The organism is Enterobacter sp. ECC-019, assembly GCF_043974075.1.
GTDB lineage: Bacteria > Pseudomonadota > Gammaproteobacteria > Enterobacterales > Enterobacteriaceae > Enterobacter > Enterobacter asburiae_D.
In genome coordinates this window covers 3,419,994-3,431,737 of sequence record NZ_CP143759.1, presented here as the reverse complement: position 1 = coordinate 3,431,737, position 11,744 = coordinate 3,419,994, and the positions used below count along the sequence as shown (strand labels likewise).

The 11,744-nt window shown below is 51.9% G+C and carries 9 protein-coding genes and 1 pseudogene; all 10 read left to right on the top strand.

Annotated elements, in window-relative coordinates:
* The first annotated feature begins 18 nt into the window (after window positions 1-18).
* Complete coding sequence (tssH, locus tag V1566_RS16295) at window positions 19-2,634, top strand: type VI secretion system ATPase TssH (protein ID WP_395303992.1); 2,616 nt, start codon at window positions 19-21, stop codon at window positions 2,632-2,634.
* A gap of 24 nt (window positions 2,635-2,658) precedes the next feature.
* Window positions 2,659-4,077, top strand: a complete 1,419-nt coding sequence (locus tag V1566_RS16290) for a serine/threonine protein kinase (protein ID WP_395303991.1) — start codon at window positions 2,659-2,661, stop codon at window positions 4,075-4,077.
* A gap of 618 nt (window positions 4,078-4,695) precedes the next feature.
* Window positions 4,696-6,654, top strand: a complete 1,959-nt coding sequence (locus tag V1566_RS16285; RefSeq protein ID WP_395303990.1) for a type VI secretion system Vgr family protein — start codon at window positions 4,696-4,698, stop codon at window positions 6,652-6,654.
* A gap of 22 nt (window positions 6,655-6,676) precedes the next feature.
* On the top strand, window positions 6,677-7,732 hold the full coding sequence (locus tag V1566_RS16280) for a PAAR domain-containing protein (RefSeq protein ID WP_395303989.1): 1,056 nt from the start codon (window positions 6,677-6,679) through the stop codon (window positions 7,730-7,732).
* Between the two features lie 24 nt (window positions 7,733-7,756).
* Window positions 7,757-8,191, top strand: coding sequence for a hypothetical protein (locus tag V1566_RS16275; RefSeq protein ID WP_395306007.1), 435 nt, complete (start codon window positions 7,757-7,759; stop codon window positions 8,189-8,191).
* Between the two features lie 22 nt (window positions 8,192-8,213).
* Window positions 8,214-9,287 (top strand): hypothetical protein, encoded by a 1,074-nt coding sequence (locus tag V1566_RS16270; RefSeq protein WP_395303988.1) that lies wholly within the window; start codon window positions 8,214-8,216, stop codon window positions 9,285-9,287.
* A gap of 429 nt (window positions 9,288-9,716) precedes the next feature.
* Window positions 9,717-9,824 (top strand): annotated as a pseudogene (locus tag V1566_RS16265) (ADP-ribosylglycohydrolase family protein); the annotation flags it as partial.
* A 136-nt stretch (window positions 9,825-9,960) separates the two neighbouring features.
* Window positions 9,961-10,137, top strand: a complete 177-nt coding sequence (locus tag V1566_RS16260; RefSeq protein WP_395303987.1) for a hypothetical protein — start codon at window positions 9,961-9,963, stop codon at window positions 10,135-10,137.
* Between the two features lie 17 nt (window positions 10,138-10,154).
* On the top strand, window positions 10,155-10,535 hold the full coding sequence (locus V1566_RS16255; protein ID WP_395303986.1) for an immunity protein Tsi6 family protein: 381 nt from the start codon (window positions 10,155-10,157) through the stop codon (window positions 10,533-10,535).
* A gap of 36 nt (window positions 10,536-10,571) precedes the next feature.
* A complete protein-coding gene (gene tri1 / locus V1566_RS16250; RefSeq protein ID WP_395306006.1) occupies window positions 10,572-11,672 on the top strand; it encodes an ADP-ribosylarginine hydrolase Tri1 in 1,101 nt (366 codons plus the stop codon).
* The last annotated feature ends 72 nt before the right edge of the window (window positions 11,673-11,744 follow it).

Sequence of the window (11,744 nt, the reverse complement as noted above, 5' to 3'; positions counted from 1 at the left end):
TTATCAATGGAACCGAACATGTCAGAAATTAGCCGTGCCGTGCTTTTCGGCAAACTGGATACGCTGTTATTTACCTCTCTGGAAAGCGCCACCGCGTTCTGCAAGCTGCGCGGCAACCCTTATGTTGAGCTGGTGCACTGGCTGCATCAGCTGATGCAGCAGCAGGATGGCGATCTGCAGCAGGTCATCCGCCACTTTGCCCTTGATGAACAGCAGCTGACGCGCGATATCGTGGCGGCGCTGGATGTCCTGCCGCGCGGGGCGAGTTCAGTTTCCGATCTCTCCGAACACATCGACAGCGCCGTGGAGCGCGCCTGGGTCTTCGGCTCGCTGAAGTTTGGCGTCAGCCGTATTCGCGGCGGCCATTTGCTGATCGGCATGCTTAAAACGTGGAACCTGGCCAACCTGCTGAAAAGCATCTCGGCGCAGTTCACCCGCCTTAACGTCGAGGTATTGATTGAGCAGTTCGATACCATCTGCGCCAACAGCAAAGAGACGCAGCAGGCCGCTGCCGCTGCCGACGCACCTGCGGGTGCGGTACCGGCTGCACAGGGGACGCTGGCCCAGTACGGTCAGGACCTGACCGCCCGCGCTCGCGAAGGGAAGATTGACCCGGTTGTCGGGCGCGACGAGGAGATCCGCCAGATGGTGGATATCCTGATGCGTCGCCGCCAGAACAACCCGCTGCTGACCGGGGAAGCCGGGGTCGGCAAAACTGCCGTCGTTGAAGGGCTGGCGCTGCGTATCGCCGACGGCGACGTCCCGGAGCCGCTGCAAAACATTCAGCTCTGGCTGCTGGATATCGGTATGCTGCAGGCTGGCGCTGGGATGAAGGGCGAGTTTGAAGCGCGTCTTCAGGCCTTAATCAATGAAGTTCAGTCCAGCGCGACGCCGATAATTTTGTTCATCGATGAGATCCACACCCTGATCGGTGCGGGTGGGCAGCAGGGTACCGGCGATGCCGCCAACCTCCTAAAGCCCGCGCTGGCGCGCGGGCAGCTGCGAACCATCGGCGCGACCACCTGGGCGGAATACAAAAAGTATATTGAGAAGGATCCGGCGCTGACCCGTCGCTTCCAGACGGTGCAGGTGCACGAGCCGGACGAAGCTAAAGCCGTCCTGATGTTGCGCAGCACCGTCTCGCCGCTGGAGACGCACCATCAGGTCCTGCTGCTTGACGAAGCGGTCAGCGCAGCGGTGAAGCTGTCCCATCGCTATATCCCGGCGCGCCAGCTGCCGGACAAAGCCGTTGCGCTGCTCGACACCGCCTGCGCCCGCGTCGCGGTTAGCCAGAGCGCGCCGCCTGCGCAGCTCGAAGACTGCCTGCGCCATCTTGCCGCGCTGGACGTGGAGATTGAGATCGCTGAACGCGAAGCGCGCGTCGGTGCAGGTGATGCTGAGCGCGTAGCGACGTTACGCATCGAACGCGACGCGTATGAAACAAAACGCGAAGCCCTGGCCCGGCGCTGGGAAGAAGAACGCAGCCTGGTGCAGGAGATTATTCGCCTGCGCGCGGCGCTGTTCGCGGCGGGCGATGAAGATAGCGCCGAGCTGCGCGGCCAACTGGCGGAACAGCAGCAGGCGCTGAACGCCTTACAGGGCGATGAACCGCTGCTGTTTGCAGCTGTGGATGAAAACGTGGTTGCCGCGGTGGTCTCTGACTGGACCGGGATCCCGCTGGGCCGGATGGTGAAAAACGAGATCGACGCGGTACTCAACCTCGCCGACACGCTGAACCAGCGCGTTATCGGCCAGCGTCACGGTCTGGATCTTATTGCCCGCCGCGTGAAAACCTCGCGGGCGAAGCTCGACGATCCCAACAAACCGGTGGGCGTCTTTATGCTGTGCGGCCCGTCCGGGGTCGGTAAAACCGAAACCGCGCTGGCGCTCGCGGAATCCCTGTACGGCGGCGAGCAGAACGTTATCACCATCAACATGAGTGAGTTCCAGGAAGCGCACACCGTTTCTACCTTAAAAGGTGCGCCTCCGGGTTACGTAGGGTATGGTGAAGGCGGCGTGTTAACCGAGGCCGTGCGCCGCCGCCCGTATAGCGTGGTGCTGCTGGACGAAATTGAAAAAGCGCACCCGGACGTCCACGAAATCTTCTTCCAGGTCTTTGATAAGGGCTGGATGGAAGACGGCGAGGGGCGTCACATTGATTTCCGTAACACCATAATTATTCTGACGTCTAACGTTGGCACCGACCTGATTAGCGCCATGTGCGCCGATCCGGAGCTGATGCCGGAGCCTGAGGCGTTAAGCGGGGCTCTTCGCCAGCCGCTGCTGGAGGTATTCCCGCCAGCGCTGCTGGGCCGCCTGCTGGTAGTGCCGTACTACCCGCTCAGCGACGAGATGCTGGGGCTGATTGTTCGCCTGCAGCTCAAGCGCATCCAGCGTCGTCTGGAAGAGAATCACAGCATTATTTCTGAGTTTGACGACAGCGTGGTGGAACAGATTGTTCAGCGCTGTACCGAGGTGGAGTCCGGCGGCCGCATGGTGGACGCTATTCTGACTAATACCTTGCTGCCTCAGATGAGCCAGATCTTACTTACTGCCAGCCGCAGCGACGAGCAGTACCGACGTCTGCACGTCACCTGCGAGCAGGGCGAGTTTCACTGTCAGTTTGCCGCGTAATAATCATCAAGAGAACTGTAAAAGATGACGGATAATGATAACAATCGGACTGTCCCAAACGCGCTCCCGGTCGGGTACCGCTTCAACGAGTTTGAAATCAAAGAGGTGATCGGCGGCGGCGGTTTTGGCATCGTCTATCGCGCGTGGGATCACCAGCTCGAACGTACTATTGCTATCAAAGAATTTATGCCTTCCTCGCTCGCCGTGCGCGGCGACGACATGACCCTGGTGCTGCGCAGCGAGCGCTTTGGCAAAGCGTTTTCCGCAGGCCTGAACAGCTTTATTCAGGAAGCCCGTCTGCTGGCGCGCTTTAACCACCCGAACCTGCTGCACGTCCTGCGTTTCTGGGTGCAAAACGACACGGCCTACATGGGGACGCTTTTTTACAGCGGCACCACGCTTTCGCGCCTGCGCGAACAAAAACCAGAGCTGATCAATGAAGCCTGGATCCGCCGCACGCTACCGATGCTGTTCGGTGCGATCAAGACCATCCACAACGAAGGCTACCTGCACCGCGACATCTCTCTGGATAACATTCAGATCCAGGATAACGGCCTGCCGGTGCTGCTTGATTTCGGCTCCGCGCGCCGCACCATCGGTAACCTCTCCGACGAAACGGAAACCATGCTGCGCCCTGGCTTTGCGCCGATTGAGCAGTACACCGACGACAACGAAAGCGAGCAGGGCCCGTGGACGGATATTTACGCCCTGGGCGCGGTGCTGCGTACCCTGATTGTGGGTTCTCCGCCGCCGGTCAGCGTGGTGCGCTCTATTCAGGATACCTGCAAACCGCTGGTGGAAATCATGCCGCAGGGCTATTCCATTCCGCTGCTGCAGGCCATCGACCGCGCGCTGGCGCTGCACATGGAGGACCGTCCGCAGTCAATCGACGAGTTCGCCGCGCTGATAGAGATGCCGGTCGCCGGGATCAACGACGTGCTGACGGCGAAAAAGCCCGGTACGATGCTGGTTCCGGTCGAAGACGAAAAACCGGCTTCGCTGCTCGACTGGCGCCGCTACAAGATCCCTGGCATGGTTGCCGCTGGCGTGCTGGTGGGTATTGTCGCCGGGGCAATGCTGTTCAGCGGCGGTAACGATGCACCTGAGCAGGCTGCACAGGCACCGGCAGAGACGCGCCCGGCTGAAACCGCCGCGAACACGCCAGACGTGAAGCCGGAAACGGCGAAGGTGAGCGAGCAGGCGACGGCACAACAGACTCCACCGCCTGTCGAGAGCCCTGTTGCGTTGGTCTATATCCGCATCCTCGACGGTGAAACACTGAAAGTGAACGGCGAGCCAAAAGCGCTGCGTCCGGCGACCAACGGCTATGCATCGCTCAAGCTGCCAGCCGGTGAAGTGAAGATTGAACTGCAGGGCAACGGAAGAACGCGTGGCCAGACGCTGGATATCACCAAGCCGGGCACCTGGCTGGTGAATCCGTAGGAACGTACGATCTTTGAGGCCTGGGACTTATTCCAAAGGTGTTCGATGATTGTTTCTCCTCTTTACGTACAAAATCTCATTAGAATTAAATGCTCAATAGGCTCAGGAGCGGTGGTCTTAATTGACCACCCTCAGTGAAAAACAACCGGGCCTTTTTTTCTCCGACATCGGAGAGTTAGACGAAGCGAAGATGTGGAATTCCATTTATTTCTGACGCAAAAGCGTTTAGTGCTTCGTTGCATTATTACGCAGGTGATGGTTTCAGCATTTGGGTCATGCTTTTTTTTGCGCTTGACTTACTTTTATTACTCTCTTTGTTTGCTTCGGCCTGGTTATTCTTCAAGCGAAAGAACGGGGCGGTTAAATTCGCCCTTGCTCAGGAACTATTTCGCTTGATTTCATTCAGATGTTCGGTCTCATTTTTCCCGCTTTTAGTAAGTATGTTTGATATCTCAAACATCTGGTTGAATGGAGGATTATTTGTCACATCAGAGACACTGAAAATCTACTCTCTTGTTTTTTGGATGAACAAGAGGGAAAAGCCCCTTTCTTGAATGACGCTTTATCACAGATGCGGACCTCTTTTCTGCATCGCATAAGCTAGATGGAATAAAGATTATGCTCAACCGAATTACCGTTCAGCTCCCGGTGGAGGGGCTTCTGTTCTGGAAACTGACGGGCCGCGAGGCGATGTCCGAGTCGTTCGCGCTGACGCTGACCGTGCTCGGCACGGACGCGCGCATCGACCGCAGCAAGCTGCTGGGCCAGCCGGTCACGGTGACCATCCCGACGCAGAATCTGCTGACGTCCCGCTATATTAACGGCAAGGTTACCCGCGTGGCGGTCAGCGCCGTTGAGCTGACGGGCACCCGCTATGCGGTGTACCAGCTGACGGTGGAGCCGGACCTGTGGCCGATGAAGCGCGACCGTAACCTGCGAATCTTCCAGGGGCAGACGGTACCGCAGATTGTGAAAACCCTGCTGGGTGAGCATCAGGTCAACGTTGAGGATAAACTCACCGGCAGCTACCGGGTGTGGGACTACTGCGTGCAGTATCAGGAGTCGAGCCTGGACTTCATCAGCCGCCTGATGGAGCTGGAGGGGATTGCGTATCACTTCCGCCATGAGGCGGATAAACACACCCTGGTGCTCACCGACGCCGCCACGCAGCATCAGCCGTTCAGCGGCTATGAGGTCATTCCGTATCACCAGACGCCGTCAGGCGGCAGTACGGACGAAGAGGGCATCAGCCAGTGGGCGCTGGAGGACAGCGTGACGCCGGGGATTTACAGCCTCGACGACTATGACTTCCGCAAGCCGAACGCTTGGCTGTTCCAGGCCCAGCAGAACCCGGCGTCGCCGAAGCCGGGCAGCATTGACGTGTACGACTGGCCGGGTCGCTTTGTGGATAAAGGGCACGGGGAGTTCTACGCCCGTATCCGTCAGGAGCGCTGGCAGGTTGAGCATCAGCAGATTCAGGCCACCGCCACGGCGGCGGGGATTGCGCCGGGGCACACCTTCACGTTAACCAACGCGCCGTTCTTCAGCGACAACGGTGAGTATCTGGTGACGGCGGCGGGTTACCACCTCGAAGAGAACCGCTATGCCAGCGGCGAGGGGGAGACCATTCACCGTACCGATTTCACGGTGATCCCGTCGGCGGTGGTGTACCGTCCGGCGCAGACCACGGCGTGGCCGCGCACCTACGGCCCGCAGACCGCGAAAGTGGTGGGCCCGAACGGTGAGAGTATCTGGACGGACAAATATGGTCGCGTGAAGGTGAAATTCCACTGGGACCGCCTGGCGAAGGGTGATGACACCAGCTCCTGCTGGGTGCGCGTGTCGAGCGCGTGGGCAGGCCAGGGCTACGGCGGGGTGCAAATCCCGCGCGTCGGCGATGAGGTGGTGGTGGATTTTATCAACGGCGATCCGGACCGTCCTATTATTACCGGTCGCGTGTACAACGACGCGAGCATGCCGCCGTGGGCGCTGCCGGCAGCGGCGACGCAGATGGGCTTTTATAGCCGCAGCAAAGATGGCCATAAAGACAATGCCAATATTCTCCGTTTTGAAGATAAAGCCGGGCACGAGCAGATCTGGATCCATGCAGAGAAAAATATGGATACGGATATTGAAAATTCTGAAACCCATGATGTCGGTGTCGATCGTAGAAAAACCATCGGACAGGATGAAAATATTACAATTAAGCGTAACCTGAAGTCAGAGGTAGGGAATAATGAAACGCATAATATTGGTAACAAGCACGTTATAAACGTTGGGAAAGATCAAACCGTCTTGACCATGGATAAAGAAGGTAACGCGCTGCTGGAATCTGTCACCACGATTAAACTTAAAGTTAAAGACAACTATATTCTGATCGCCCAGGATACCATTGAGATTCACGTTGGCGAAGGCAACCTCAAAGCAGAGGCTGTGGAACAAGCCATCTTCAAAGGTGATGAGCTTACAAAACTGGGTGATGGTATTAATACCGAGCTCAAGGCAAATGATACGGTGAGTATAACGGGAACTAACCTTACCGATATTAAGGGCGCGATTGTAAAAGTTAACAGTTAATCTGCGTACAGAGAACGCTATTATGGGAAAACCAGCCGCCAGAGCGCGCATTGATTCCAGCGCACATACTGGCCCAATTCAAAGTGGAAGTCCCAACGTCATTATTGGCGGCTTTCCGGCGGCACGAAAAGGCGACCCGCTTTCATGCTCTCAACATGGTCAGGGAAGTATTCTCAGCGGTTCAACAACGGTTTTTGTGAACGGCTTACCTCTCGCCAGGGAAGGTGACAAGACGGGTTGCAATACCTCAGCAACCCCTGCGGTCGCAACCCCTCAACCCGCACCTCCACAATATTGGGGAGGAACGGCGGCGAAGAATGCGGGTAAAGATGGTGCTATACATGGTGATGTTTACGACGCCCGCGTGCTCGGCGCCTATGCAAGTCTGGAAGATAAATCCGGCTTTGGAAAACCCGATACGGCTTCAGCCGGATTCGCGCTTGCCGATATCACGGTCGGGAATACAAAAAGCCAGGATAAATATAAAGGCGAGGTGCGTACAAAAGTAGGGGTGGCGAATGCCAGCGGCACGTTAGTGACCGATCGGGCCGATTACGGGGCTATTAACCTCAATGCTAACGCCACCGCGATACAATATGGCGCCTCGGGAAGCATTGGAAAAGAAGGGGAGCAATACGGCGGGGTTGGTGGGGACGTTTACCTGGCAACCGCTGAAGCGAAGGCCGTCAGTGAAATGTACGACGGTAATAAAGGGCGTTATGGTTTTAATGTTGAACTTGGCGCAGAAGCCGCGGCGGTCAAAGGAGAAGCGACGGCAAAAGCCGATTTTTATGGCGTAGTCGTTGCCGATGGCAAACTTTCAGGGAGTGCAGGGAGCGCTGGCGCTTCTGCAGGCGTGGGAACCTGGATTGATAGCACGGATTATTCATTTAACCTCAAGGTGTCAGGTGAGCTTGCAGTGGCGCTCGGTCTGGGAGGGGATGCCAGTATCAAATTTGCTCTCAAACCGATCCTTGACTGGATTTATGACGATGATGAAAGTAAGCCTTCTCCAGCGGCGGGCAGTGGCGATGGTGTGATTAAGACGGGCTGTGTTACAGTCCTGATAGGAGATTAAAATGTGTAAATGGGGAACGTTGTGATGCATTGGTTTTTCTTTATCGTCTTTATGATTTGGACGCTAGCGCTAATCTGGAATGGAAAAGATTTATTCAACAAAAAACAATGGCTCCTGGCGGGGTTGATGTTCATTCTGGTGTTAGTGGCTACAGTCGTCATTGGCTTTACGTTGAAATGGCTTGCTCAGTCAATGTCATTATTTTCCGTCGCAACGGCCAAACATTATTCGATCATCTTATCCATGTCTTTCCTGTGCGTCTGGGGATTAAAGGTCACGGTAGTGCTGCTCTGCACGCTATTTTCCGGGATTATGGGGGGGCACAAAAGATACAACGCGGAAAATTATGAAAAATTATCGTCTATGACACGTGCCGTGGCGCCCGGCTTACTTATCTTTGCTAAAAGCTTAATTACCCTCGGAAGCTTTCTTATGTTTTCAGGTTTATGGCTTAAGTAAGCGCGACGAATGAGGTTGCATTATGGTTACTGAAAAAAAATATCTTTTTCCTCTCGAGATAAAGGATCAGGAAAAAGAGATTCGGGATAAATTCTGGAAATGTCTCTATACGTCTGCAGAAAAAGAGATGTTTCATTACTGGCTACTGTTACCACAGAATGTTAAGCCAGCAGAGTTAAAGCCGGTTACGTTTCAGGAGGTTGGGCTGACGAACATCGGACGATACATCGCCGATGACACCGGCCCCTATATTGAAGTCTGGGCTGCATATGAACACTGCCAGTGGGAGATGAATGCGTCAGACTGGCTTATCAATAAGCTCGATTTAATGGGTGAGAAAGTACTGAGCCAGAGGATAATTACGCATCCCTCAGGAAGCGGGAAGTTTGCGGATATCCTGACCATTAAAACGATGCCATCGGGTGATGAGGTCGTTTCACGGTATACGGTGCAGAAGGATTATAATCCTGTAAATGGTGGAGGGAATTACTTCCTTTTGAAAACGGCTTGTGCGTCGAAGGATTACAACTCGATTGCCGATACTATTTTCCTGATTGCGATCAACTGGGATTTAATGCATCGCAGCAATATGATGCTTTCAGAACTGTTGAAAACAGTCAGCCTTAGCAACAAAAATGACAGTGGATTTAAAATTCCGGATTCATGGCAGGTGCGTACGCTGGATGATAATCGTCTGGTAATTGAACACACGATAGGTAATGTCAACCATGGAGTGATTAACTTCTGTCTTTTCCGTCAGGCTGATTATCCCTCTGCGCAGGCTATTTTCGATGAAGCAACTGCGCGCTTTAACCGCCACGATAGTGCGGTCTCTCTTACGACGTCTGACATTGCCAGCATCCCAAATGATATTAATCTCACGTTTACAGGCGATCTTTATAGCTGTACGGGAGAGGTAGTCAGTGCTGCTGAGAATATCAGGGCTTATTACGATATGCGTATCTTTAAAATTAATGATTTGTGGTGTTACGTTGAGGTGGTTGGGCCTCGTCGTAATCATCGGGATTATTATTACGAAGCCAATAAACGATGCATGGAAATCATTCTTTCTACGTTTCGCATAGAAAAACTATGACCTGACAAAGTTAATTTATGGCCATCTAAATAAAACTACAGAAATGTGGTTTTATTTTTGTTTCACAGAAACAACACCATAACCGCCCTCGTTTTGATGATTAGTTAACTTCAGGCACTGAGATTCGATCATCGTGGAATAAAAAATCATGCTCAGCTGAACTATCGTTCAGATCGCGGGAGTGGATATTCTGTTCTGAAAACTGACGTCCCGCTATGTTAACGGCAAGACTATCCACGTGGCGAACGGTGCCGTTGAGCGAGCGGGCACGCACTATGCTGCGTAACAGGTGGAAGTGGAGCATCCGAAGATTCAGACCACCGTCAAGGCAGTATTTAAGGTGACTCATGAGTAAAGAAAATTACACCTCGTTGGATTATATCAATGATGCTATTGATGCAATTAATCATCGATTAGAACAAAATCCTACATTCCGGTATTCCCCTGGAGTGGAAAAATAAACTCGTGCAACATGAACGTATCGCCACAATGGCAGGTGAGTTATTCGATAGAGCACCTGAGGACAATTTTTTATAATTGTATGATCCCTATGGCACGGCTGTTGTAGCGTGCCATTCTTAATGATAATCACTCATTGATAAAAGGTGGTTTTTAATTTGTCTTCTTGCTTCTATTACTTTCTTAAATAAAAGGCGATGGTTAATATTACAAAGTGGAAGTGGAAGTGGAAGTGGAAGTGGAAGTGGAAGTGGAAGTGGAAGTGGAAGTGGAAGTGGAAGTGGAAGTGGAAGTGGAAGTGGAAGTGGAAGTGGAAGTGGAAGTGGTAGTGGTAGTGGTAGTGGAAGTGGAAGTGGAAGTGGTAGTGTATAATAGACGTATTCTCATCTAATAATTTAACTCAATATAATGAATGAAATAACAGTCTTGGATTATGTTGAAAAAGCATTGGCTTTAGCAAAAAAGAGATATGCTGAGGTCAAAAAACTTAATCCCAACTCCCCGCTTTTACAAATGTACGACTCTATTGTGCAACAATTATTATTTCTACGGGATTTAATCGAGGGCAAGGAAAAGGATAAGGCGAAATTATGGAAAATGACGTTCGGTATGTATGCAGCGAAAGAGTTTGATAATTCGGATGAGTTGTTTTTTGAAAGGTTGTCGGATGCCTGGTTTATTGTTGATCAAATCCGCCGAGGATTAAAGGTTAGGCTGCCGCATGAGGTTGATGCCAATTACAGAATGAAGCAACAAAATCTTAAAATGAAATATCCTAATGAATTTTAGGTTTTGATATTAAATATATATTGTCATGGGTGAATGGTGATTGATTTACATGCTAATTTGAGTATATTGTTTAAATATGTAGATAGATATCGTAAGTACTTACCTGTTAGCAGTCGTTCAGTCCAGCAGAAGATGCAGTATAAATATAATGATAATCTATTAGAATCATCTTTTGATTGCGATGCACAAAAACAATGGGACTTAACACCATCATGTAACATCTCACTAGCGGAATCGCGAGATCGTGCTGTTGGTGCGCTTATTGGTCTTGCTGTTGGAGATGCTGTAGGGACGACGCTCGAATTTTTACCTCGTGACAAAGCACACGTCAAAGATATGACAGGTGGTGGGCCATTTCGACTTCGCGCAGGCGAATGGACGGATGATACATCCATGGCATTATGTCTTGCGGAAATGCTTCTTGAGAAAGGTGATGCTGATACTATATGCTTCAGGAATAAGCTTTTGGCATGGTATCAGCATGGTTATAACAGTTCAAATGGCGTCTGTTTTGATATAGGTAATACAACGCGATTTGCTTTAGAGCAATATTTAACAATTGGCCCAGGATGGAGCGGCAATACTGCGGCAGAAACTGCAGGTAATGCTTCCATTATCAGACAAGCCCCTGTCTCTATTTTTTTTAGAAAGTCATTAAGCAAAGCGTTATATGAAGCTAAAAAACAGAGTATCGCAACACACGGTGCCGCGGAAGCTATAAATAGCACACAGTATTTAGGTTATTTGCTTGTGCATATGATTAACGGTAGCAATAAAGATTTTGTTTTTTCTCCGCACGTTATGCCGCTTCAGCCACGCGTAATGATTATCAACGCGGGTGAATATAAGCAAAAAACTCGCGATCAGATTCGTTCAAGTGGTTATGTTATCGATACGCTTGAGGCAGCGATGTGGTCGGTATGGAATACGGATAATTTCCGAGATGCAATTCTACTGGCCGCCAATCTTGCCGATGACGCTGACAGCGTTGCGGCGACGGCGGGGCAAATAGCTGGAGCATTATATGGTTATTCCGGTATTCCGCAGGATTGGAAAAACAATCTTGTACAACATGAACGTATCGCCAAAATGGCTGGTGAATTGTTCGATAGAGCCCCCGAAGACACCTTCTTATAACTGTTTATCTCAATGAAACTACAGGAAAAGTAGTTTTATTTTGTGGCAAGCGAAGTCAATCTTACAGCTACT

Coding starts and splice junctions, on each gene's coding strand:
- tssH (WP_395303992.1), top strand. CDS start 19: ATGTCAGAAATTAGCCGTGCCGTGCTTTTCGGCAAACTGGATACGCTG.
- V1566_RS16290 (WP_395303991.1), top strand. CDS start 2,659: ATGACGGATAATGATAACAATCGGACTGTCCCAAACGCGCTCCCGGTC.
- V1566_RS16285 (WP_395303990.1), top strand. CDS start 4,696: ATGCTCAACCGAATTACCGTTCAGCTCCCGGTGGAGGGGCTTCTGTTC.
- V1566_RS16280 (WP_395303989.1), top strand. CDS start 6,677: ATGGGAAAACCAGCCGCCAGAGCGCGCATTGATTCCAGCGCACATACT.
- V1566_RS16275 (WP_395306007.1), top strand. CDS start 7,757: ATGCATTGGTTTTTCTTTATCGTCTTTATGATTTGGACGCTAGCGCTA.
- V1566_RS16270 (WP_395303988.1), top strand. CDS start 8,214: ATGGTTACTGAAAAAAAATATCTTTTTCCTCTCGAGATAAAGGATCAG.
- V1566_RS16255 (WP_395303986.1), top strand. CDS start 10,155: ATGAATGAAATAACAGTCTTGGATTATGTTGAAAAAGCATTGGCTTTA.